Raw genomic sequence first — 24,519 nt, 5'->3', positions numbered from 1 at the left:
TCAGCTGACCGCATCCGGCGGAGCGCGGCCGCTGAAAAAAGCCTTCAGATTCTCAATGATGCGCATCCCCATGGCGATGCGGGTCTCCTTCGTCGCGCTCCCCAGATGTGGCAACAAAACCACGTCCTGCCGCTCGGCCAGACGACCAGGCACACGCGGCTCGCCTTCGAAGACGTCGAGGCCCGCGCCCGCGATCCTTCGGTTCTCCAGCGCGCGGACCAGGGCGTGCTCGTCCACGACATCGCCCCTGGCCGTGTTGATAAGGAAAGCCGACCATTTCATACATGCGAGCCGACGATCGTCGATCAGGTGGTAGTTTTCCCCGCCTCCAGGACAATGGAGCGATACGAAATCGGCGGTCCCCAGCACGTCCTCGACGGTCGGCAACTGGCGTGCGGGCACGTCGAGACCCGCAATTGGATTGCTGTCAAAGAAGACGACGTCCATGCCGAAACCAAAGTGGCAGCGCCGTGCCATTGCCTGCCCTATACGCCCCATACCGATGATGCCGATGGTCTTGCCGGTGACGTGCGTTCCGCAAAGATGCGTGGGACGCCAACCGGTCCACTTGCCGGACCGCAGTTCCCGCTCCCCCTCTCCGGCACGCCTGGCGCACATCAACAGGAGGGTCATCGCCAGATCGGCGGTCGCATCCGTCAGCACGCCCGGTGTATTCGTGACGACCAGCCCGGCGGCCTTTGCTGCCGCGACATCGATATGATTGAAGCCGACGCCGAAATTGCCGAGGATCCTTGCGCGAACGCCTCCCTCGAACAGGTCGGCGCCGATCCTGTCGGTTACCGTCGGCAGCACCGCATCGGCGCCTTCGAGGGCTGCGCGCAACTCACGTCCGTCGAAAGGCTGGTCGGTGCGGTTGAGCGATACGTCGAATTCTGCATTCAGCCGGTCTTCGACCTCCGTCGGCCACCGACGCGTTACAACGACTTTCGGTTTCATGATCCTGGCCCTCCTCATGCAGCGCAATCCTTTTGGCCCTGGTCAATCAGCCGGATCTCGGAACGGTACCACTCCTGTGCGGCGGCAACGCCCGAGCCCGCTTCGATCTTGGCACCCGCATCGCGCAAGGACATCTCGGCAGCCGCAAGCGCCGAAAGACACATGACCTCGTTCAAGTCGCCGAGATGACCGATCCTGAATACCCGGCCGGCCACCTTGCTAAGCCCGGCACCGAAGGACGTACGATACTTTGTGTAGCCGTTCGCGATGACCTGTCTGGCATCGACATCGTCGGGGACGACGATCGCCGAGACCGTATCCGACCACCACTTCTTTTCCGTGGCGCAAAGCCGCAGGCCCCAGGCATGGACAGCGCGGCGAACACCTTCTGCAAGCCGGTGGTGCCGGGCAATGACCCTGTCCAGCCCTTCCGCAAAAATCAGGTCGAGCGAGACCCTCATGCCAAGCAGAAGCTGTGTCGGCGGGGTGTAAGGAAAATAGCCGGTTACGGACGGTGCCTTCATGTCCTCGAAGCTGAAATAGCAGCGTTCGATCGTTGAGTACTCGTGCGCGGCCAACGCCTTTGCACTGACGGCGAGAATGCCGAGACCGGCCGGAAGCATCAACCCTTTCTGCGAGCCGGTAACGGCGAGGTCGACACCCCATTCGTCCATTCGAAAATCAATGGATGCAATCGAACTCACACCATCGACGAACAGCAACGCTTCATGGCCGGTGTCGTCAAGGGCGGCACGAACGGCCGCGACGTCAGAGGTTACGCCGGTTGCCGTCTCGTTGTGGGTTACGAAAACTGCCTTGATCAGCCGGTTCTTGTCGTCGCTCAATCGCCGCTGATATTCCTCGACCGGCACGCCCTCGCCCCATGCAACGTCGATGCACTCGACATCGAGCCCAAGGCGCTGAGCCATGTCGACCCAAAGATGGGAGAACTGACCGAAGCGCGACATCAGTACACGATCTCCACGGTTCAGGGTGTTCGAGATCGCCGCTTCCCACGCACCGGTTCCTGAACCCGGGAACAGGAAGATGGAGGCGTCGGCGGTCCGGAATATCCGCTTGAGATCGGCGACCAGCGGAAGAACCAGGTCGGGAAAATCCGGTGCCCGCATATCCTGCATCGGCACGTTCATGGCCCGGCGCACGGCATCCGGAATATTTGTCGGTCCGGGCACGAAAAGATGTGATGTTCCATTTCGCATTACGTGGTCCTCCCTTGATTTGACGCACGGTGGCCTGTGGTCGCAACGCGCGACGCTCTGTTCAATCAAATTGCAAAGCCGGCATCCGGCCGCGGCCCTAAGCGAAGACGACTGTCTTGCGCCCGTTGAGCATCACGCGTGCCTCCAGATGCCGCTTGACGGCACGCGCCAGAACACGGCTTTCGATATCTCGGCCGGCCGCAACGAAATCCTCGACACTCATGGCATGTGAGACGCGCTCGGTTTCCTGCTCAATGATCGGTCCCTCATCGAGGTCGGCGGTGACATAGTGTGCCGTCGCGCCGATCAGCTTGACGCCGTGCTCGTGGGCCTGATGGTAGGGTCGCGCCCCCTTGAAGCTGGGCAGGAATGAATGGTGGATGTTGATGACCTTGCCGAACAACCGACCGGCGAGATCGTCGGAAAAGATCTGCATATAGCGTGCCAGCACGACCAGGTCGGCTCCGCTATTTTGAACGATCGCGAAGATGCGGTCCTCTTGCTGCTTTCTGTTTTCCCTTGTGATTGGCAGAAAATGGTAGGGAATACCCGCCCAAGCGGCCGTTTCACGGCTGTCGTCGTGATTGGAAATCACCGCCACAACCTCGGTGTCGAGCCAGCCGACACGGATCTGGTAAAGCAGATGCAGAAATGCGTGGTCGAACCTGGAGACCAAGATTACCGTCTTTGGTCGCTGGCGACAGTCGAGCAGCCGGTCCTGCATTCCAAATTGCTCGAGGATCGGCGCCAATCTGGTTTCGATCAGCTCAGCCGATGCCTCGCCCGATGCGGTAAACGCGAGCCGCATGAAGAAGCGGTTGGTTTCGCAGTCCCAATACTGATTGCTCTCAACGATGTTGGTGCCGAGATCGAGAAGTTGCGAGGTCACTGCAGCCACGATCCCTGCCCGGTCGTCACAGGTAAGCGTGAGGACGACGGGCCGTATTTGGCGGGTCATCGTGCGCCCGCCCGCATCATGCGGGCCTCCTGATAGTCACCGAGCCAGGTAAGCGTCTTCTCCCACCCGCCGAACGGAAAGAAATGAAGGTGCAATGGCGTGAGCGGAGTGGGATAGGTCGACGCAATCGCCTCCAGCACGTCGCCCGGATTACGGTCTGCGATAATGTTGAGAAGCCCGCTCGCCGAGCGCCTGAGAGCGGCTATAGAGGGGCCCACCCCGCACATGGCGGCGAAGCGGATCAGTTTCGTCAAACTGGTGACGCCGGCGAGCCCCACATGAACGGGAACCTCCGGGTAGTTGCGGTGCAGTTGCTTTGCCCAGGCGCCGATCATCCCGCCGTCGAAGGCGAACTGCGACACGATCCGAGGCTCGAGCGACCGACGCGCGCAGATCTCAAGCTTGCGCTTAAGCGCATCCTTCAGCCGATCCGCCGGAATGTTCGGATGCCCCTCCGGATAGCCTGCGACAAAGGCCGTCCGTATCGCACTATCGGCCAAGACCGGATGAGCAAGCAGTTCGGCGGATTCACCGAGCGGACCGGGGAAAAGTGCCGGATTGCCACCAAGGAACAGTACCTCGTCGATGCCATTGCGACTATGCGCATGAACCAGAGCGACAAAGTCCCTTTCCGTTTTGAAATTGCGGGCGGCCAGGTGCGGCACAGCGACATAGCCCATTTCCGTAATGCGGGCCGCCGCCTCGACTTGCAGGGCTTCCGGCTTACCTGCAAGATGCGTCAGAAACACCCTTGAGCCCAAGGGAAGCATATCGGCCTGCGGCGCGAAGCTGCGGACCTGCTCCGGGGCGAGTTCGATCGATGTCGTCGCCTCGCCGCCGCTTGAGGGATCAATCCTTGTTTCAGTGCAAGCCTCACTTGAATTGGTCATCGCCTTCCCCGGATTTCAAACAGGCAGATCCGTTGGGCGCAGCGAAGACGGCGACCATGATCTGCGGACTACCATTGGAGGGAGCGCCCGACCGCTTCAGCAGTCGGGCATCTGGATACTCAGTTGCCGGCGGAACGGCGCAAGGAGAGGAATGGCAGGGCAACGACCCGGGCGGCAACGTCGATCGCCGTTACGCCATCGTCCCAGCGTAGGCTCACCTGCGTCCCCACCTCCCCGAATGCCTGTCGCAGGTGGCCGAAACCGATCAGCTTGCGGAGCGTGGGCGACCAGGCAACGCTGCTGGCGTGACCGATCTCGACCGAGCCATCAAAGACGGGCACCGGATACCATCGCACACGCCGAAGGTTGCCGGGTTCCGCGGTTTTCAGCCCAGTGCCGGAGAGTTGCTTCCAATCGATTTCCAGTCCCACGAGCTGACGGTGTTCGCCGTCGTTCGACATGCGCTCCAAGGCAGCCCGGCCAAGAAAATCCGGCTTTTTGAAATCGACCAGCCGGCCGAGACCGAGGTCAAATGGCGAGGCACGGAACCTGCCTGCGGCCTGAATGCCGGCACCGCCATGGTCCGGCCCGGCGCTGGTGTAGTCGTAGCCGACGATCAGCAGGCCCGCCTCGAGCCGCGCGACGTCGAGCGCCCAGGCGCCCACGGGACGAATACCGAAGGATCGACCTGCCTCTTCGACCGCGTCCCAGACCATCGGCGCGTCGTCTGCCTTAACCCAGAGCTCGTAACCGTGCTCGCCAGTAAAGCCCTGACGCAGGATTTCGACGTGCTTTCCCGCAATGCTCACGACTGCCAGTCGCGAGAAGGGTAGTTCTTGAAAGCCCGACTGTGTGGCCGCCTCGAGGACTTCGCGCGAGCGGGGACCCTGAAGGGTGAGAATTCCATAGGTGTCGGTGATATCGGTCACCTGGACGTCGAGGCCCTCGGCATGCCGCTTCCACCAGGCAAAGCCCGGGTCGGCCGAGATGCGGAACGTGTTCTCGTCCATTCGGAAGATGAGGCCGTCGCCAACGACATGGCCGTTTTCGTCACACCAGGGCGCGTAGTAGATCTGCCCGACCTGGAGCTTCTTGATGTCGCGCGGGATCAGTTTGTCCATCATCGCTTCGGCGTCAGGACCTGAGATCACATATTTCGACAGGGGCGACATGTCGCCCATCGCGACCGCGGTACGAATTGCCGCAAGCTCCTCGACCATATCGGAATAGGCATCGACGACCATGTTCCGATCCCAGCGCATCCAAAGCGCATTCTGGTTCAGGGGAGCCGTCCGTTCGACGAAAGGCGTTCCGCGAAATGCAACACGTGCTCCCTGGGCCGCCGTCAGCCCAGTCGTGAATTTGATGTCATCCATTGATACGCCCTCTCCTTCGTCGCCGCTCATTCGAAGATGAACTCCGTAAGTGCACTGGCGGCTGCCTATCTGAACTGGAGGAAAGCTTTTCATGGAGGGACGAAAGCAGGAATGCCTGTCGTTGCGAACGACATACCCACAGTTCACGCGCTCGGCATCGTTGTGAGATGTTTGCGAGAAGAAGCGTCTTGACGAGGATTGCGTCGGCGCGACAACGGCCGGGACTGGTTGCCGTCTGCGCAGGAATTCAGCCGAGCGCGGCGATAAGCTAGGACCGACGAGCAGAGCCGCTCATCTGGCCGATCGCGCCAGCGAGCGGGCAATGTCGATGATGTCGTTTCTGAACGCGGTCGGGTCTTCCTTGCTCCAGGCGACACCAAGCCCGATCTTGAGATCGACACCGCGCACGGGCCTGAGCTCGAAGTTGCGGTTTGGCAGATCCTTCGTCCATTCCGGCGCAAAGCCGATGCCGAGGCCCGCCGAGACCAGCGAGAAGGTGTCGTCGCAGCTGTAGGCGATGTTGCTGGTCAGGCCATGCGTCTCGAACATCTCTGAGAAATAGCGCTAGGAAAGGTTCTGTCGGGAAAAGGCGATGATTTTCTCCAAGCGCAGATCCTCGATGTCGATCTCGCTATGGGCGGCCAGCGGGCTCGTCTTTTCGACCGCCAGCAGATAGCGCTCGTGCGCAATCGAGAAGAAGCGCAAGGAGCCGATGTTTTCGACCGGGCGGATGAAGCCGAGATTGATCTGGCCGTTTTCCAGTCCGCGGATGATGTTGCTGGTCGAGCCGCTCATCACATGCAATGCGACATCCGGAAACTTCCGGCCAATGCGGGAAAGAAACGCTGGCAGCACGCCTATGGTCGCCGGATAAACGGTTCCGATCTTGATCGTGTACGCCGCCTTCCCAGCAACCGAGCGCGCCACCTCCGCCGACAGTCCGACATCACCGATAATCCTGACCGCCCGATCGTAGAACACCTCCCCTGCCCGCGTCAGCTCGACCCGGCGCGTCGACCGCTCAAGCAGCCGCACCCCCAGCTCCTTCTCCAGCGCCTGGATATGGGAACTCAACGCCGGCTGGGCAATGCACATCCGCGCGGCTGCCCGATGGAAGTACAGCTCCTCGGCCACCGCAACGAAGTAGGACAGCTGACGCAGTTCCATGGCGACGCTCCGATGTTCGGAAGAGCAAGTGTCAGGGCGCAGGGCGGAATACGCCCTGCGAACAACGCGGAATCGTTGAAGGAGATATCGATGCAGTGTATCTATATAGCGTCTGGGTGTTTGTCATAGTGTCTGGGCGTTTATCAATACCATGTATCGAAATAAATACGAGGTCGCCGTGAATCCTGCTCAAGCCCGTGCTGCGCGTGCCATTCTAAAGCTCGGCGTACGGGAGGTCGCGGAACTGGCTAAAGTCACCGCGAATACAGTCAGCCGGGTTGAGCAGGACGAGGCTGGCCCAAGGGGCCCTCAGCCTGTCACAGTTGAAGCGATCAAACGCGTCTACGAAGCTCGAGGGGTCATCTTCTTCGAGAACGGTCCTGGGCCTGACGGCGGTCCTGGAGTGCGATTGGCAAACCGCTGACATGGCTCGGTCAGCCGGGTCCTTGGACCAATGGTGCCATTCCAGTCGATCCATTATGCGATGCTAGAAGCACAAAACGAGAACATTTTCTCTACTTGGGCTGTTTGTTTTGAGGCGTAGCAATCTGTTTGCGCTGTAGATGCCGAGGGCCCGCGGAGAAGCATGCCAATCGTGCCCGCCCCGAGCACGACCTTTCGCCCAGACGACAAGATTGGCAATGCCGATATCGTCCTCGATGGTAAAAAACATCACGCCCTTGGCCAAGCCAGGACGTTAGCGGAACGAAGACGAGACCGGGGATTTCCCGCCAGGTGCCATCGCGCGCTGGTATCGCCTCGGTACCGGTTACGATGCGCCGGCGATTAAGCCCGCGGAAACGACGGCGTATGGCTGCGTCACGGCCCCCTTTGCCCGAAACTGAAAACAATCACGCCAAACTGTGCATGACACTCGTTAGACGTTCCAGAGGCCGGTTCTCAGTTCATCGATGAGCCGCGCCAGCATTCTGTCGCACCGTGCGAGCTGATCAACGCTGACGAATTCGTCGGGCTTGTGTCCCTGATCCATGAAACCAGGGCCGCAGATCGCGGTGGAGATGCCGAACGCCTGATTGAAGAGCCCACCCTCAGTGCCGAAGGCGACCTTGAGCGTGGGTCCGTCATCGCCGAGAAGCAGCCGCAAGAGACGCACCGCCGGCGCGTCGGCGCCAGAATTGAGGCCGGGATAACCGGACACGGGCTCGATCTCGATACAGGCCATCGGAAACCGGTTGCGATAGGGCGCGGCGATGGTCTGGGCATCGGATTGGATGGCGGCGAGGATGTCGCGCGGATCGTCCTCGGCGATGTTGCGGATTTCGAAATCGATCTCGCAGCGGTTGGGCACGATGTTGAGCGCCGTGCCGCCGCGCACCATGCCGGCATGGATGGTGGAATAGGGAATGTCGTAGTCAGCGTCTGTGGCCCCCTGGAAGGCCAGTCCCTCCTGACGGGTCTTTAGGGCGGTGATGAAGGCGGCGCCAAGATGCAGCGCGTTCAGCGCATTGGGGGCCAGCGCCGAATGCCCTTCCAGCCCGTAACAGCAAGCCCGCAGCGCCAGCTTGCCCTTGTGGCCGGTGGCGATCCGCATGCCCGTGGGCTCGCCGACGATACAGAGCGCCGGCCGCGCCGACCGCGCCGCAAGTTCGTCGATCATGCCGCGCACGCCGATGCAGCCGATTTCCTCGTCATAGGAGAGAGCCAGATGCAGCGGGCGCTTCAGGAGCTTGTCGGAGGCAACGAGGACGGCGCGCACCGCCGCTGCGACGAACCCTTTCATATCGGCCGTACCGCGCCCGTAGAACCGTCCGTCCCGCTCGGTCAGCGTGAAAGGGTCGCCACTCCAGTCCTGCCCCTCGACGGGCACGACGTCCGTATGACCCGAGAGCACCACGCCGCCCGGCCCGTCGGGCCCGATGGTCGCCCAGAGATTGGCCGGGCTGCCGTCCGGGTGGGTGAAACGCTCTATGCGGGCGCCGGCCGGCCGAAGCAAGCTTTCGACATAGTCCAGCAGGGCGAGGTTCGAGGCGCGCGAGACCGTCGGCTCGGCGACGAGCCGAGCGAGGATGTCCGGTGTCGACGGGATCATGCGCCAGTCCGTCGTGCGAGGTTCGGCATCGTCCCGCTCCTCAAAGATCGCCCGGCACGCCGTAGCTCGGCGCTTGCGTGGGGTCGAGCGCGCGCGTGACGTAAGCGTCCATCTCCGAGCGCCAGCGCGCCCAGAGCGTGGCGCATTCCTCGATGGGGTCGCCTTCGGTCCAATCGATGCGCAGATCCGCGACGTTCCACGAGACCTTATCCACCATGACAAGTCCCATGGAGTGGACGGGGCCTTCCTCACCGCCGGCCGCAACTGCGGCCCGCATGGCGGCAATCAGCCGGTCGCCGAGATGCTTGCCCTTCGTGGCTTCGAAAGCTTCGACCATTTTTTGCGGGATGCCCGTCGTCGTCAGCATGTTGCCGGCGGCCACGACATTGTCACCCTGCCCGACCGCATGGGAGCCGAGGGTCTTGGCGCCCGAATAGGCCGCCGTCCGACCCGCGGCGTCGATGAGGGCGAGCTGGCGGTATTCTATATGCGGAGCTTCCGCGACGAGACGTGCGAGCGCGGCTTCGGCGGAAAGGCCCCTCGCCATCAGTTCGAGGCCCTGCGGGCCAAGGCGGGGATCGGTGACGTTCTGCGTCGAGACGGCGCCGACGCCTGCGCGCACATGGGCGCAGCGCGCCGCAACGCTCGGCGAGGAGGAGGAGACGGCGATGCCGAACATGCCGGTGTCGGCACAGCGGCCGGAAACGGAAAAGGTCATGACGCCCTCCGTCAAGCTTGGTCGGGGATGACGGCGGTCGCCTCGATCTCGACCAGCCATTCCGGCCGGGCGAGCGCCGAGACGACGAGGCCCGTCGAAACCGGAAACACGCCCTTCAGATACTTGCCCATCTCCTGATAGACGTCCTCGCGGTAGCGGATGTCGATGAGGTAGACGACGACGCGGCAGATGTGGCTGAGGTCCGAGCCCGCCTCTTCCAGCAGCATCTTGATGTTTTCCATGGCCTTACGAGCCTGCGCGGCCGCATCGCCGATATGCAGGCTCTCGCGCGTGTCGAGATCCTGCGAGATCTGCCCGCGCACGAAAACCGTCGCGCCGCGCGCCACCACGGCCTGGCAGAGATCGTTGTTCAGCTTCTGCTCGGGATAGGTGTCCTTGGTGTTGAAGGGGCGGATGCGGGTATGCACGGGCATGTCTGTCTCCTGGTGCGCAAGGTGGGGTCGGACGCGGATACTAGCGGGCCGCCGACCGGCGGTTAAAGTCGTTTTTGCCGAGCCCGTGCTTTGGAAAAAGCTACGCGCCGGGCGGGGTCAAAGACCAGCGCGCGCCGCTGGTCCCAGCATCGCGCGGGCGCATTTCTCGCCAATCATCATCGACGGCGCATTTGTGTTGCCGGCGATCAGCGTCGGCATGACCGGGGCGTCTGCGACGCGCAGGCCCTCAATCCCGAGCACCTTCATCGAGACGGGATCGACGACGGCCACGGCGTCGCGGCCCATCCTTGCCGTCACGGCCTGCCGTCATGGGTGATTCTGCAGCCACAGACTGTCAGTGCCACGCGGGCGGCGTCCTCGGCCTCGGCAAGGCCCTCCAGCGCGCCGTCGATCAGCACCAGGTCGGCGTCAAAGCCGGGTTTCAGCTGGCCGCGGCTGTCTTCGGCGAAGTCTGCATAGGCACCGCCGGCGGTGTAGGCGAGCAGGCATTCGTCGAGGCTGATGCGCTGGTCGGGTATGTCGGTGGCCCAGGGTTTCCGTGTCAGGGCGCAATGGATCGCGTAGAGCGGCGAGAGGGGCGACACCGGCCAGTCCGTGCCGAAGGCAAGCGGCACGCCGCGGTCGCGGATCATCCGCCAGGGGAAGGCGGTTGGCCAGCGGTCGCGGCCCATGATCGTGGTCGTGGGTTCGAGCGGCAGGCCGGCAGAGCCCGGCGGATGCACCGGCTGCATGGAGGCAACGATGCCGAGCGGCTTCAGTCGGTCGAGGTCTTCGGGCGCGATCGTGTCGATATGCTCGATGCGGTGGCGGGCGTCGCGAGCGCCATTCGCCGTGCGGGCGGCCTCGTAGCCGTCGATGGTCGCGCGCACCGCACCGTCGCCGACGGCATGGGTCGCGACCTGGAGGCCACGGCGGTCGGCTTCGATGCACATGGCGTTGAAGATGTCGGGTGCGATCAACGGCTCGGAGCAGAAGCCGGGTCGGTCGGGATAGTCGCTCACAGTCAGTGCCGTCCAGGTGTCGTAGACGCCATCCATGAACAGCTTGATACGGCCGAAACGCAGCCAGCCCGGTACGTCGGGACCGAAGTCGTCGATCTGCGCGATGCCCTGGGGGCCGTGGCGCTGCTCCAGCCGGAGCGGCAGGCTCACGCGGACCGGCATCTCGCCGGCGAGCGCCAGATCACGCAGGAGGCCCGCCTGATAGGCATTGCCGTCCATGTTGACGGCGCTGGTAATGCCGTTTTGGGCGCAATAGTCGCCGGCTCTGCGGATCAGCCGCTTGTCGTGAGTGCGATCTTCCTCCGAGACCTTGCCGCCTTCGTAGTGGAGGCCGTCGCGCCCCTTGAGACGGGAAAGCATCTGCACGCGGTTCATGGCGGCAAATTCGCGCAGCTCGCCATTGGCAAACCCGTCGTCGCCCATGACCACCTCCGCGCCCGGTCCGACATCCGCCCCCTGGAGGATGCCGGCCAGCTCCAGCGCGCGGGTGTTGGCCCAGGCGCAATGCAGGTCCGTCGACAGGAGGCAGAGGGGGCGGTCGGCGATGATCGCGTCGAGAAGGTGGCGGTCGGGCCTGCGGTTTTCGCCGAAAATCACGTAGTTGACGGCATAGCCGAAGAGGATGTCGTCACCGGGGTTGGCGGCGGCGAAGCCGAGAAGGGCGTCGCGGGTCGCCTCGAAGCCGAAAGTTGGCCCGAGGTTGAGCATGGTAAGCGTCGCCCCGCCCATGAAGAGGTGCAGGTGGCTTTCGACGAAGCCCGGCAGCAATTCGCGTCCACCCGCATCGATCACGTGGGTGGTGGTGCCGGCATGAGCGCGGATGGCCTCATCCGTGCCGAGTGCCAGGATCCTCCCCTCGGCAACGGCGATGGCGGTCGTTCCCGCGGGCGCGAAAATCGCGCGCACGCGGGCGTTCACGATGATGAGATCGGCTGGCATCGGCGGCTCCCTACCAAATGAGAGGAAGCGGGGGCAAAGAGCCCCCGCGACGGTTTTACTGGAGGAGCTGGGTCCACACGCGGGTAACGAGATCCTGCGCGGCGGGCGAGCAGGTGCGCGAGAAGACGATTGGTACTTCCGGATAGAGCTCCGGCGCGTTTTCCTTTTTGTAGACGACCTTTTCCTGCACCAGTTTCATGGGCGACGAATGAGCATAGAAGTTCATTTGTTCGGTGGCGTTTTCCGGTTGGGAAATGAACTCGATGAACTTGATCGCATTGTCGCGGTTTGGCGCGCCCTTCGGGATCACCATGCTGTCGAGCCAGCCGACCATGCCCTCCTTGGTCATGGCGAGGGCGAAGGGCGATCCCTTGGTTCGAGCCTTCAGTTCCTCGCCGTCCCACCAGAAGTGAGCAGCGACTTCGCCCGAGGCGAGGCGGCTTGGAATGTTGTCGGACGAATAGACCGCCACCGACGGCTTCTGTGCCATCAGGAGGTCCAGCACCTTCTTCATCTCCGCCTGGTCTTCGGTGCAGAAGGGTATGCCGAGATAGAGCTGGGCCGCGCCAATCACCTCGTCGGGATAGGAGAGCATGGCGATCTTGCCCTTCAGCTCGCCGTCAGGCTCGAAGAAATGTTTGAAGCTGTCGGTCGGGCCTTTGTATTGCTCGGTGTTCACGACGAAGCCGGCGGTGCCGTAGGCGATCGGGATCGAGTACTCCTGCTTCTCGTCCCACCACTGATTGCGCCAGCGCGCTTCGATGTTCTCGTACGCCTTCAGCGTGTTGGCCCCGTAGTTCTCGACCAAACCCTCGTCGATCATTACGCGCAGGAAGTGCTGGGAGGGCGTGGCGATGTCATAGCCGGAGGAGCCGGCCTGCAGCTTGGTCAGGAGGTCTTCGTTCGAGGTGTAGCCGTCGACATTGACCTTGACGTCATACTCCTTGGCGAATTTCTCGATCACGACGGGTGAGATTGAATCAGCCCAGACATAGAGATTGAGCTGTCCCTCGGCCTGGGCAGCGGTGGCGAAGCAAAGCGCGAGGGTGGTGGCGGTCAGGTATTTGTTCATGTGCTGTTCCTCTCTTCGTTGTTTTTGGTTCAGGCATTGTCGCGGCTGCCTCGCGTCGCGACCAGAAGGGCCACGGTAGCAAGGACCAGCGAGGCAAGGATCAGGAGCGTGGCGATCGCATTCAGTTCCGGCGACGTACCGCTGCGAATGAGCGAAAAGATGTAGACTGGCAGCGTCGTCGTGCCGCCCGTCGACAACAGGTTCGAGGTGATGAAGTCGTCCATCGAGATCAGGAAGGCGAGCATCGCTCCGGAAAAGACGCCAGGAAGGATGAGGGGCAGTGTCACGCGCCGGAACGTCGTCCAGCGGTCAGCATAGAGATCGGCGCTCGCCTCTTCGAAATCCAGCGACATGCCCTGCAGGCGCGCGCGGATCGGCAGGAAGGCGAAGGGCGTGCAGAAGGCGGAGTGGGCGATGGTCAGCCGGATCACGCCATTCTGCACGTCGATCAGCGAGAAGAGGATCAGCGTGGCGACGGCCAGCACGATTTCCGGCAGGAGCAGCGGCAGGTTTACGATGGTTTCCGAGAGCTTGCGGAAGCGGACGTTCTTGCCGCGGATGATGGCAAGCGCAGCACAAAGCGCGACAAGAGTACAGACGACGGTTGCGATGGCGGCCACCGTCAGCGAGGTTTTCAGCGCGTTTAACAGCGCCGTGTTTCTCAGCGCCGAGGAATACCACTGAAGCGAGAAATGCGTCCAGACGCCGGCGATGTTGTTGGCGTTGAAGGAGTAGATCACGACGACGGCCAGCGGTGCATAAAGGTAGATGAAGAACAGCACCGACAGCGGACCAAGGCCGGGATATCGTTTAACGTCGTGGCGAGTGCTCATAGCGCGACCTCCCGGCGGGCAGCGCGTAGCGCTGTAAAGATCAGAACGATCATGACGAGTGCCATCAGCGTCATGGCGATGGCTGCGCCGAAGGGCCAGTTGCGGCCACCTCCGAACTGGAGTTGGATCAGCGTTCCCATCATCATCTGCTTGCCGCCCCCCATCAGCGAGGGCTCCAGCACCGCGCCGAGCGAAGGCACGAAGACGAGGATGGCGCCGGCGACGATGCCGGGAGCCGTCAGCGGCAGGATCACCCGGCGCAGCGTCACCCAGCGGCTGCCGTAAAGGTCGTGCGAGGCTTCGATCAGCGTGCCGTCGAGCTTCTCGATGGAGGCAAAGACTGGCAGCACCATCAACGGCATGGCGGTGTAGACCATTGCCGTCAACGTCGCCCCGTCGTTGAACATGAAGCTCGTGCCAGCGGGAAAGCCGAGATATTCGAGCAGGCGCGGCAGCGTGCCGTCCTTGCCGAGGATGATCATCCAGGCATAGACCCGCAGGATCATCGAGGCCCAGAAGGGCAAAGTCACCAGATAGACCAGCGCCGCCTTACGGCCCGGCGGCTGACGCGAGATGAAATAGGCAACGGGCACCGCGAAGAGCAGACAGATCAGTGTCGTCGCGCCGGCCAGCAGGAAGGTGCGGACAATGATCAAGAGGTATTGCGGGGTGAATTCCAGCTCGCCCGTCCAGCCCTCGTTGAAGAGGATCTGGCGGTAGCCGGCGAGGTTGAAATCCCACGCGAAGCCGCCATGCGCGCCACGTGTCGCGACGGAAACGGCGGCGATGATGAAGATGGGCAGGATCAGCGCAAAACCCATCAGCAGCCGGGACGGCAGCAGGCCCCAGAAGGAAAGATCATGCCAGAAACGGACGCGAGGCACGCGGTCCGCTTCGGCGGCGACATGGAGGACGCTGTCGGTCATGCCGCAAGCACCCGCGCAGAACCCGCGACGAAGCCCACCGGAACGGTCGCGCCAAGCGGGATGGTGTCCCCCTCACGCGAGGCGTTGCGACGGGAGGCGCGCAGCTCGGTTCCCGCAACGTCCAGCGTGTAGTGGGTATAGCCGCCCATGTAGTTCTTGTTGGTGATGCGGCCCTCGAAAACGACACCTTGCGCCTGGTCGCCGAGGTTGATCTTCTCTGGACGCACCGAAAGTGTCGCGCGACCCTTGGCGGCATGGCCGGTCGCGGGAACGGTAAGCGCAACGCCGAAGGGCGTGCGGATGGTCGCCTGTCCGGCCGCGGTTTCGACCACGTCCACATCAAGGAAATTCGTCTCGCCGACGAAATCGGCGACGAACCGGTTGACGGGCTCCTCGTAGATCTCCGTCGGGGTGCCGATCTGCTGCACCTCGCCGCCGCCGAGCACAGCGATGCGGTCCGACATATCGAGCGCCTCCTCCTGGTCATGGGTTACGAACACGAAGGTGATACCGGTGTCGCGTTGCAGGGTGCGCAACTCATCGCGCATTGCCTGCCGGAGTTTCAGGTCGAGCGCGGAAAGCGGCTCGTCGAGCAGCAGAACCTCCGGCTCGGGTGCCAAAGCGCGGGCGAGCGCGATGCGCTGACGCTGGCCGCCGGAAAGCTGGGCGGGTTTGCGCTTTGCCATCTGGCTCATGTGCACCCGTTCCAGCATCTCGCCGACACGATTGCGGATGCGCGCCCGGTCCCAGCCGAGGTTTTCGAGCCCGTAAGCGACGTTCTGCTCCAGCGTCATGTGCGGGAAGAGCGCATAGCTCTGGAAGACCGTGTTGACGCGGCGCTTGTGCGGCGGGATGGCAACCACCTCGCTGCCGTTCAGCAAGATGGAGCCGCTGTTCGGGCTTTCGAACCCGGCCAGCATCCGCAGCAGCGTGGTCTTGCCGCAACCAGAGGGGCCGAGCATCGTGAAGAACTCGTTGCTGCCGATGTTGAAGCTGACCGACTTCAGCGCCTGATAGGCTCCGAAATACTTCGAGACCGACTTTACTTCGATGGCTTTGGACTGGTTCATCCGCATTTCCTCACATCGGCTCGAGTTGGGTGACTTCGCGGCGGAACGGCAGGGCATCTCCGATATCCGGCGTATCCAGTTCCCGCGCATAGCGGTGGCCGGCATAGGTCGCCCAGGCGATCGGCGCGGGCGCGGCCGCATCGCCGATGATTTTGACGCTCTTGATGCCGGCATCGGCCCAGTCGTCCTGCCGGGCCAGAAGGTCGTTATAGAGCGCATCGTCGGACATGCGCGAGCCAACCAGGACGACCGCGTCGCAGCTGACCGCGCTGCGGCGGCCGGTATAGGTGCAGTTGGTCTCGACCTCGCCAGCGCGGATAGCGGTGACGCCGCGGTTGAGGCGAATATCGACGCCGAGATCGTCGAGGCGCACGTGGATCGCGCCCTGTTCCAGCGTGTTGCGCGTCCAATCCGAGACATAGGCCGAGGGCGTGACGAGGATGACCTTGGCGCCGGCCTTCGCCATCACCTCAGCCATCACGCCGCCCATGTAATAGTGGTCGTCATCATAGACGACGACCGTCTTGTCGGCGAGGTTTTCCGGGTGCTTGTTCGCCATGATGTCGTCCGGCGTCCAGAGCGTCATTGCCCCATCGATTGGCATCGGCACGACATGCTGGCGGGCAACGCCGTCGCGGCGCCAGTGTGAGCCGGTGGCGATCGCGACATGCTCGAAGCCGAAGGCGAGCACATCCTCGGCGGTCAGCCGGCTGTCGAAATAGGTCTCGACATTTGTGCGCTGGCTGATCTGGTACTGGCGGTAATCAACCACCCGGCCCCAGGCGGAAAGGCCGGGCAGAAGGCGTTCGCGCGCCACGCGGCCGCCCAGTGTCGTGGTGGCTTCGGCGAGCGTCACGTCATAGCCGCGCAGCGAGAGGGCACGGGTAGCCTCCAGTCCGGCCGGGCCGGCGCCGACGACGAGCACCGTCTGGCTCTCGCCTTTCGCGTTCATGCGTTCCGGGTGCCAGCCCTTGCGCCACTCCTCCATGAAGGTCGGGTTCTGTGTGCAGCGGCTGATCGACATGGTCATGTCGCCGGTGATGCACATATTGCAGCCGATGCACTCACGGATGTCCTCGATCCGGCCTTCCTCGATCTTCTTCGGCAGGAAGGGATCGGCGATGGACGGACGGGCGCAGCCGATCAGATCGAGAACGCCCTGACGCACCATGCGCGCCATCACGTCCGGCGAGGTGAAGCGGCCGACGCCGACCACCGGCTTCGACGAGAGCTCGCGAATGCCCTTGACGAGAAGCTCCTGCGCGCCCTCCTCCTTGAAGCGCGAGGGGCCGGAACAGTCTTCCCAGGCACCGTGCGCCAAGTCCCAGAGGTCAGGCAGGTCGGCGTTCATCTCGACGAATTCGCGCACCTCGGCATTGGAGAAGCCGAGCTCGCCAATCGTCTCGTCGAGGCTGACGCGCATGGTGATCGCCGTCGTATCGCCCACGGCCTCGCGGATATCGGCCACCACCTCGCGTGCAAAGCGCGAGCGGTTTTCGAGACTCCCGCCGTATTCGTCGGTGCGCTGGTTGGTGGCGCGCGACAGGAAGTGCTGGAAAATGCCGAAGCCGTGCGCGCCGTAAAGACAGATGAGGTCGAAACCGGCCATCTTCGAGCGCTTCGCGGCGTTGACGAACCAGCGGCGCAGATTTTTGATGTCCGTGAGATCCAGCGCGCGGGCCTGCACCGGATCGTTGGTGAAGGTGCGGATCGGCAGGGCCGAGGGCGCGAGCGGCACTTCCTTCGTGTAGAAATTCGGACCGTTGATACCGGAATAGGCGAGCTGGATGCCTGCGAGCGCGCCATGCACTTTCATGGCGTCGGACATTCGGCGCAGGCCGGGAATGTCCTTGTCCTCCCAAAGCCGCAGCTCGATGAAGGGCGTAATCTCCGAGGTGTGGTGCATCTCGGTCTGCTCGGTGAAGATGACGCCCCAGCCGCCCTCGGACTTGATGCCGCGCATGGCCGCGGCTGCGGAGGGGTCGCGGTAACCGCCGCCGTTGCAATGCGGCACCTGATAGAACCGGTTCTTCGCGACGTGGGGACCGATTGGGACGGGCTCGAACAGAATGTCGTATTTGCTGTCGCGCATATGGGGCATTCTCAATGCTCCTGTAGAGGATTATATCGACTATTGGATTTGACGAACCGCAATCCGTAAATGACACGTTCTGGAAACATGGATTAGGTTCAGGCTAAGCAGCGACCGCCGTGTGGCGATATTGCAAATTCAATCTCCGCGCGAAAGTGCAGCTGCACCAGAGCATCTGGAGGATTTCCTGTTTATTTTCAGATGCTTGTGGAGGGACCGACGCCAGTCACCGTTCGCGAGCAAATACGCATTCGGTAACCGGCGCCTTCGATGGTTGAAATCCCCGGCGGCGCGCCGCAGCCAGAGCGGGCGGATGCCTAGTATTTCACCCAAACAGTTTTCAGCGCGCAGTACTTGTCGAAGCTGTGAAGCGAGAGGTCGCGGCCGAAACCGGACTGCTTCATGCCGCCGAAGGGCGTCATGGTGGAGAGCGCATCGACGGTGTTGACCGAGACCGTGCCCGCATGGAGGCGGTCCGAAACGGAGAGCGCCCGTGACAGATCCCGTGTCCAGACGGAGGCGGCCAGGCCGTATTCGCTGTCGTTGGCAACCCGCAGCGCCTCCTCGTCGTTATCGAAGGGCGTAATCGCGAGCACGGGGCCGAAAATCTCCTCCCGCGCGATGCGGGCATCCGGCGACACCTCGTTGAAGATGGTCGGCTGGATGTAGCAGTCCGAGCCGTCGCGGGTCTCGCGATTGCCGCCATATGCCAGCCGGCCTTCCGAGCGGCCGATGTCGATATAGCTTGCCACGCGGTCGGCATGGGTCTTCTCGACCATCGGCCCCATGCGGGTGACGGGGTCGAGCGGATCGCCGAGCGGCCAGGCGGCGGCGGCCTCGATCAGCTTCTGGGTGAATTCCTCCTGCACGGAGCGGTGCACCAGCAGGCGCGAATTGGCCGAGCAGACCTCGCCGGAATTGAACAGGATGCCGAAGGCCGCCATCTCGGCCGCCTTGTCGAGATCGGCATCGGCGAAGACGAGGTTCGGCGATTTGCCGCCGGTCTCCAGCCACACCTGCTTCATGTTGCTTTCGCCGGCGTAGGTCATAAAGAGCTTGCCGACCTTGGTCGAGCCGGTGAAGACCAGCGCGTCGACATCCGGATGGAGGCCAAGGGCACGGCCGGCATCTTCGCCGAAGCCGGGCACCACGTTGAGCACGCCGTCCGGCAGGCCGGCCTCGGAAGCGAGTTCCGCCAGCATGAGGGCGGAAAGCGGCGACTGTTCGGCCGGCTTCAGCACGACGGAATTGCCGGTGGCGAGCGCGGGCGCGAGTTTCCAGGTTGCCATGTCCAGCGGAAAGTTCCACGGCACGACGGCGCCGATGACGCCGAGCGGCACGCGGCGGATCATGGCGAGATCCCCGCGGCCGGTGGGCGCGATCTCGTCATAGAGCTTGTCGATGGCCTCCGCATGCCATTCGAAGAAGTGCGCCGAGCCGGGCGCGTCGATGGTGGAGCTGTCGCTGATCGGCTTGCCGATATCGAGCGTGTCGAGCAGGGCGAGTTCCGGCACGTTTTCGCGAATGAGGGCGGCAAGCCTCAGGAGCACCGCCTTGCGCTCCGCCGGCGATTTGCCCGACCAGCGGCCGTCATTGAAGGCGCGGCGGGCCGAAGTGACGGCGGCGTCGATGTCTTCCGCGGTGCCGCGGGCGACGTCCGTCAGCACCTGCGCGTTGGCGGGGTTCACGGTTTCGAACCGCCCGCCCTTCGCCGCCTTGCGAAAACCGCCGTCGATATAGAGGCCGTTGCGGAATTTCATGCTCGCGGCGCGGGCGCGCCAGTCGGTGGTCGTGGTCATGAACTGCCTTTCTGTTCTCGGGGGACGTCGGCGGAAACCGGCAGGTCCATGACCATGTCGCCGATCTTTTCGCCGCAGAAATCGATGAAGCGCCGCACGGTGAGCGCCGGGCTCGCCCCGCCCATGGCGAGTATGCCCATGCGCATGGGACGGAGGTTCCCGGTGAGCGGTACGAAGGCCAGCTTGTTGCCGTCGGGCGCATAGGCGGAGACCGGCCTTATGTTGGCGATGGAATAGCCGAACCGGTTGGCGACCATGGCGCGCATCACGGACATGTCGCGCGTGCGCTCGACAATGTGCGGCGTCAGGCCCGCATCGCGGAAAAGTGAGAGGAAGTAGGCCGAGCTGTGCGGCAGGTCGAGCAGGATCATCGGGTGGGAGGCGAGATCCTCCACCGTCACTTCGCGGCGGCCCGCAAGCGGGTGATCCACGTGCAGCACGGCATAGGGCGGCAGCACGGCAAGCTGGTGGAACGTTATGTCGGCGGGAATGTCGAGGTCGTAGCTGAGCGCGATGTCGAAGCGCGCCATGCGTAACCCTTCGAGAATGCTGGCTTGGTCGCGCTCGTACTGGAAGAAATCAACGTCCGGATAGGCGTCGGAAAAGGCACGGCGCAGCGCCGGGATAACGGCCTGCGCGAAGGTGACGAGGCAGGCGACGTGCAGCGGTCCGCGCACCTGCCCGGTCAACTCATTGGAAAGCGCATTGAGCTTGGCCGCCTCGGAAAGGATTTGCCGCGCCTGGTCGACGAAGCTGCGGCCGGCCTGCGTCAGCGAAAGGCCGTGCGCATGCCGGCGCACGAAAAGGGTGATGCCGAATTCCTTTTCGAGTTGGGAGACCGCCGCCGAAACCGAGGGTGCGGACACATTCACCCGTTCGGCCGCCTCCGTGACGGAGCCGTATTCCCCGACAGCGACGAGATATTCCAATTGGCGAAGGGTGAAGCGCAGAACCATATCTGTATCCTTTTTTGTCCGCCAATTAAGGAACAGATTCGAACGCGCGAAAAGGGCATCGTCATCAGGGCTGTGGATGACATTGCCGCCGGGGCTTGGGTTTCGGATCATGGCATGCTCGCTTCCTCCGTGCGGGCGCCGGCGCAGCCTCTCAGGAGGCCGCGGCTGCAGTATCGGCCGTCTGCCCGCTCCGGTTCTCGGCGATGTAGCCCGCGAGGTAATCCGCATCGTGCCAGACGCCCCAGATGAAGGACGAGGCGCGGCGCGACAGCCAGGGAAGGCCGACGAAGAAGAGGCCTGGCACCCTGGAGACGCCGCGCTCGTGCACCGGCCGTCCCTTTTCGTCGAAGGCATCAAGCCGCGCCCAGCTGTAGTCGACCGTATAGCCCGTCGCCCAGATGATGGACGTGATACCAGCCCCCTTCAGGTTCAACGAAAGGATGGGATCGGTCATGCAAAGCGGATCGGGCTCCTTCCGGCGGGCTTCGGGATCTTCGGGCAGATCGAGATTATTTTTCGCGGCATAGTCGTCGGCGCGATCGAGCAGGGAGAGGTAGTTGGCATCGCCCAGCGCGATGTTCGTTGCGAGGTCCGGCGCAATGTGCAACACACCGTTTTCAAAGGTATCGGCCCGGCCGAGCAGTGCCATGCCACGTGCGCCGAGACAGCGGAAGTCGACGGTCTGCCCGCCATAGGCGCCGCTGACGGCGATGGTGACATGTTCCGTATTGGGGGCCGGCACCTTGAGGTCCCAGATCCCGAGTACGCCCAGCCACCAGCAGAAATCCTTGCCGCGATAGCGCCGCGGCGGCCGATCGTGCGGGCCGATGGAGAGATAGACGCGTTTGCCCGCGCGCAGCAACTCGTCGGCGATCTGTGTGCCGGAGGAACCGGCGCCCACCACCAGCGCCGAACCCTCGGGCAACTGACCCGGATTGCGGTAGGCGTTGGAATGAATTTGCAGAAGGCCTTCCTCTGCCGGCACGAGGGCTGGCATGGTGGGACGCTGGAAGGCGCCGGTGGCGGAAACCACGTTCTTCGCCTCGATCACACCCGCCGTTGTCTCTACGCGGAAAGCATCGCCCTCCTTGCGAACACTCTTGACCTCGACGCCGGTACGGATCGGCGCCTCGATCTTCTGCGCGTAGGCGACGAAGTAATCGGCGACCTGTTCCTTCGGGACGAAGGCGTCGTCGTTGATGCCGGGGAAGGTCATGCCGGGAAAGCGGTCGTGCCAGGCGGGGCCGTTGGCGACGAGGGAATCCCAGCGCGCGGTGCGCCAGCTCTCAGCGATGCGGTTCTTTTCGAGCACCAGATGGGGCACGCCGCGCTTGCCGAGATGTTCGCTCATCGCTACGCCTGCCTGACCGGCGCCGATGACGAGCGTATCCACTTTTTCCACTGACATGCCGCATCCTCTTTTGCTTCGACGGAGGGTCGGCCCCTGCGGCCGATCCTGCCGATTGGTGTAAAGGAGGGCGGAATTGCCCGACATAAGAGTTTGATTCAGCGCTGATTAGGCGGTCGCTAAATGCCGCGTGACGGGAGCTACCCGACTACCAAAAACCGCGGGCCCAGCGTGAACTTCGGAAATGCGATCAAGAGAGCGATGGCGTGCCGCCACCCGTACCGTCGTAACCGCCGAGAGCACCTTTCAGGTGATCCGCTCATTGGTCGTGTGTGGAATACAGCTCCGCTACAGGCGGCAATCACGTCAGACAGGCGATTACAATCCTCAGGCGCCGCAAATTCGAGGAGGTCGAGTTCGTCGATGACGATAAAACAGCGCGACGCGCTGCTCGTGCCGAGCCGAACGCTGCAGCCGCCTATTCGATATCCCATGCCGCGTCAGCTGACTGCCGGTCGGCCTGTGATGCCAAAGTGGCATGGCCTGCGCATAAGTAGGCAAGAGTGGGATTACATGTTGGGATAGACCGGGCCTTCGCCTCCTTGCGGCGGCACCCAGTTGATGTTCTGGTTCGGGTCCTTGATGTCGCAGGTCTTGCAGTGCACGCAGTTCTGGGCGTTGATGACGAAGACCGGCTTGCCGTCCTTCTCCACCCACTCATAGACCCCGGCGGGACAGTAGCGCGTCGACGGGCCGGCAAAGACGTCGAGTTCCGAGCTGCGCTGCAGCTCCGGGTCCTTCACCTGCAGGTGGATCGGCTGGTCTTCCTCGTGGTTGGTGTTCGACAGGAACACCGAGGACAGCCGATCGAAGGTCAAGACGCCGTCGGGCTTGGGGTAGTCGATCTTCTGGTGCTTTGCCGCCGGCTCGAGGCTCGCTGCGTCGGTCTTGCCGTGCTTCAGCGTGCCGAAGAAGGAGAAGCCGAACAGCTGGTTGGTCCACATGTCGAGACCGCCGAGCGCCACACCGAGCGCGGTGCCGAACTTCGACCACAGCGGCTTGACGTTTCTCACCCGCTTCAGATCCTTGCCGATGTCGGTCTGGCGCCATTCGTTCTCGATCTCGACCGGCTCGTCATTGGCGCGGCCCGAGGCGATCGCTTCCGCCAGCTTGTCGGCGGCGAGCATGCCCGACAGCACCGCATTGTGGCTGCCCTTGATGCGCGGCACGTTGACGAAACCGGCCGAACAGCCGATCAGCGCGCCGCCGGGGAACGACAGCTTCGGCACCGACTGGTAACCGCCCTCGGTGATCGCCCGGGCACCGTAGGACAGCCGCTTGCCGCCTTCGAATGTGCCGCGAATGGCCGGATGGGTCTTGAACCGCTGGAACTCCTCGAACGGGAAGAGATAGGGGTTCTTGTAGTTGAGGTGCACGACGAAGCCGACGGCAACCAGGTTGTCTTCGAGATGGTAGAGGAACGAACCGCCGCCGGTCTTCATGCCGAGCGGCCACCCGAACGAGTGCTGCACCAGACCGGGCCTGTGGTTCTCCGGCTTGACCTGCCACAGTTCCTTCAGGCCGATGCCGAATTTCTGGACGTCGCGGTCCTTCGAGAGATCGAATTTTGCAATCAGCTGCTTGGCGAGCGAGCCGCGCACGCCCTCGCCGATCAGCGTGTATTTGCCGAGCAGCGCCATGCCGCGAGCGAAGTTCGGGCCTGGCTCGCCATTGCGCTCGATGCCCATGTCGCCGGTGGCGACACCGATGACGGCGCCGGCGTCGTTGTAGAGCACTTCGGTGGCGGCAAAGCCCGGATAGATCTCGACGCCGAGCGCTTCGGCATGGCCGGCCAGCCAGCGACAGACATTGCCGAGCGAGACGATGTAGTTGCCATGATTGTTCATCAGCGGCGGCATGGCGAAGTTCGGCAGGCGGATCGAGCCGGCGGGGCCGAGCAGCAGGAACTGGTCGTCGGTGACCTCGGTCTTGAACGGATGCTCGGCCTCGTCGCGCCAGCCCGGCAGCAGCCGGTCGATGCCGATGGGGTCGACGACGGCGCCCGACAGGATATGCGCGCCGACCTCGGTCCCCTTTTCCAGCACCACGACGGAAAGTTCGGGATTGATCTGCTTCAGCCGGATCGCCGCGGCCAGACCGGCCGGTCCCGCCCCGACGATCACCACGTCGAACTCCATGCTCTCGCGCTCGGGCAGCTCTTGTCGCTCGCTCATGTCCTTGCTCACAGCGCCTTTTCGAATTCCGGCAGCGCCTCGAACAGGTCGGCGACGAGACCGTAGTCGGCGACCTGGAAGATCGGTGCCTCCTCGTCCTTGTTGATGGCGACGATGACCTTCGAATCCTTCATGCCGGCCAGGTGCTGGATCGCCCCGGAGATGCCGCAGGCGATGTAGAGATCGGGGGCGACCACCTTGCCGGTCTGGCCGACCTGCCAGTCGTTCGGCGCGTAGCCGGCATCGACCGCCGCACGGCTTGCCCCGACGGCGGCGCCGAGCTTGTCGGCAACCGGCGGGATGACCTCCTGGAATTTTTCCGACGAGCCGAGCGCCCGGCCGCCGGAGATGATGATCTTGGCCGAGGTCAGTTCCGGACGGTCCGACGACGACAGCGCGTCGGCAACGAAGCTCGACAGGCCCGGATTGGCGGCCGCCGCGATCGTCTCGACCGCAGC

General features: G+C 63.3%; 19 protein-coding genes and 2 pseudogenes. All 21 read right to left on the bottom strand.

Going from position 1 to position 24,519, the window contains the following annotated elements; translation table 11 throughout:
* Complete coding sequence (locus BC360_RS29540) at positions 1 to 975, bottom strand: 2-hydroxyacid dehydrogenase (protein ID WP_065797875.1); 975 nt, start codon at positions 973 to 975, stop codon at positions 1 to 3.
* Positions 972 to 2,177: an aminotransferase class V-fold PLP-dependent enzyme gene (locus tag BC360_RS29535; RefSeq protein ID WP_065797874.1), complete on the bottom strand. Its 1,206-nt coding sequence runs from the start codon at positions 2,175 to 2,177 to the stop codon at positions 972 to 974. The genes BC360_RS29540 and BC360_RS29535 overlap by 4 nt, the downstream gene beginning before the upstream one ends.
* 97 nt (positions 2,178 to 2,274) lie before the next feature.
* On the bottom strand, positions 2,275 to 3,135 hold the full coding sequence (gene purU, locus BC360_RS29530) for a formyltetrahydrofolate deformylase (protein WP_065797873.1): 861 nt from the start codon (positions 3,133 to 3,135) through the stop codon (positions 2,275 to 2,277).
* The gene (locus tag BC360_RS29525) at positions 3,132 to 4,025 is read right to left on the bottom strand and encodes a methylenetetrahydrofolate reductase (protein WP_065797872.1); all 894 of its coding nucleotides are present in this window, start codon (positions 4,023 to 4,025) and stop codon (positions 3,132 to 3,134) included. The genes purU and BC360_RS29525 overlap by 4 nt, the downstream gene beginning before the upstream one ends.
* 119 nt (positions 4,026 to 4,144) lie before the next feature.
* Entirely contained in the window at positions 4,145 to 5,401 is a 1,257-nt protein-coding gene (locus BC360_RS29520) for an aminomethyltransferase family protein (protein ID WP_065797871.1), read from the bottom strand.
* 291 nt (positions 5,402 to 5,692) lie between these two features.
* Positions 5,693 to 6,568, bottom strand: a pseudogene (locus tag BC360_RS29515) (LysR family transcriptional regulator).
* Positions 6,569 to 7,445: 877 nt separating this feature from the next.
* Positions 7,446 to 8,618 carry an acetylornithine deacetylase gene (gene argE, locus BC360_RS29505; RefSeq protein WP_065797869.1) on the bottom strand — a complete coding sequence of 391 codons (1,173 nt, stop codon included), beginning with the start codon at positions 8,616 to 8,618 and terminating at the stop codon, positions 7,446 to 7,448.
* Between the two features lie 40 nt (positions 8,619 to 8,658).
* Positions 8,659 to 9,336 (bottom strand): DUF1028 domain-containing protein, encoded by a 678-nt coding sequence (locus BC360_RS29500; RefSeq protein WP_065797868.1) that lies wholly within the window; start codon positions 9,334 to 9,336, stop codon positions 8,659 to 8,661.
* A gap of 11 nt (positions 9,337 to 9,347) precedes the next feature.
* Complete coding sequence (locus tag BC360_RS29495; RefSeq protein ID WP_065785484.1) at positions 9,348 to 9,770, bottom strand: RidA family protein; 423 nt, start codon at positions 9,768 to 9,770, stop codon at positions 9,348 to 9,350.
* A 117-nt stretch (positions 9,771 to 9,887) separates the two neighbouring features.
* A pseudogene (locus tag BC360_RS29490) lies at positions 9,888 to 10,085 on the bottom strand (GMC oxidoreductase); the annotation flags it as partial.
* Entirely contained in the window at positions 10,085 to 11,731 is a 1,647-nt protein-coding gene (locus tag BC360_RS29485; RefSeq protein WP_065797866.1) for an amidohydrolase, read from the bottom strand. The pseudogene BC360_RS29490 and the gene BC360_RS29485, both read right to left, overlap by 1 nt.
* 55 nt (positions 11,732 to 11,786) lie before the next feature.
* Positions 11,787 to 12,803 carry an extracellular solute-binding protein gene (locus tag BC360_RS29480; RefSeq protein ID WP_065785487.1) on the bottom strand — a complete coding sequence of 339 codons (1,017 nt, stop codon included), beginning with the start codon at positions 12,801 to 12,803 and terminating at the stop codon, positions 11,787 to 11,789.
* Between the two features lie 29 nt (positions 12,804 to 12,832).
* Entirely contained in the window at positions 12,833 to 13,636 is an 804-nt protein-coding gene (locus BC360_RS29475; protein WP_065797865.1) for an ABC transporter permease, read from the bottom strand.
* On the bottom strand, positions 13,633 to 14,562 hold the full coding sequence (locus BC360_RS29470; protein ID WP_202618574.1) for an ABC transporter permease: 930 nt from the start codon (positions 14,560 to 14,562) through the stop codon (positions 13,633 to 13,635). Before BC360_RS29470 ends, BC360_RS29475 begins: the two co-directional genes overlap by 4 nt.
* Positions 14,559 to 15,632: an ABC transporter ATP-binding protein gene (locus BC360_RS29465; protein WP_065785489.1), complete on the bottom strand. Its 1,074-nt coding sequence runs from the start codon at positions 15,630 to 15,632 to the stop codon at positions 14,559 to 14,561. The genes BC360_RS29470 and BC360_RS29465 overlap by 4 nt, the downstream gene beginning before the upstream one ends.
* Positions 15,633 to 15,642: 10 nt before the next feature.
* Entirely contained in the window at positions 15,643 to 17,724 is a 2,082-nt protein-coding gene (locus BC360_RS29460; RefSeq protein ID WP_065797864.1) for an FAD-dependent oxidoreductase, read from the bottom strand.
* Between the two features lie 317 nt (positions 17,725 to 18,041).
* A complete protein-coding gene (locus tag BC360_RS29455) occupies positions 18,042 to 19,523 on the bottom strand; it encodes an aldehyde dehydrogenase (protein WP_065785491.1) in 1,482 nt (493 codons plus the stop codon).
* Positions 19,520 to 20,479 carry a LysR family transcriptional regulator gene (locus BC360_RS29450; RefSeq protein WP_065785495.1) on the bottom strand — a complete coding sequence of 320 codons (960 nt, stop codon included), beginning with the start codon at positions 20,477 to 20,479 and terminating at the stop codon, positions 19,520 to 19,522. Before BC360_RS29450 ends, BC360_RS29455 begins: the two co-directional genes overlap by 4 nt.
* 151 nt (positions 20,480 to 20,630) lie before the next feature.
* Positions 20,631 to 21,887: a flavin-containing monooxygenase gene (locus BC360_RS29445; protein WP_065797863.1), complete on the bottom strand. Its 1,257-nt coding sequence runs from the start codon at positions 21,885 to 21,887 to the stop codon at positions 20,631 to 20,633.
* A gap of 509 nt (positions 21,888 to 22,396) precedes the next feature.
* Positions 22,397 to 24,061 (bottom strand): electron transfer flavoprotein-ubiquinone oxidoreductase, encoded by a 1,665-nt coding sequence (locus BC360_RS29440; RefSeq protein ID WP_065798001.1) that lies wholly within the window; start codon positions 24,059 to 24,061, stop codon positions 22,397 to 22,399.
* A gap of 8 nt (positions 24,062 to 24,069) precedes the next feature.
* Positions 24,070 to 24,519, bottom strand: a 450-nt coding sequence (locus BC360_RS29435) for an electron transfer flavoprotein subunit alpha/FixB family protein (RefSeq protein WP_208858228.1), incomplete at its 5' end; no start/stop codon positions are given.

This window comes from Ensifer sp. LC163 (genome assembly GCF_001695855.1).
Taxonomy (GTDB): Bacteria; Pseudomonadota; Alphaproteobacteria; order Rhizobiales; family Rhizobiaceae; genus Ensifer.
Note: the sequence above shows the minus strand (reverse complement) of the source record. Positions and strands in the feature narration are given on the sequence as shown.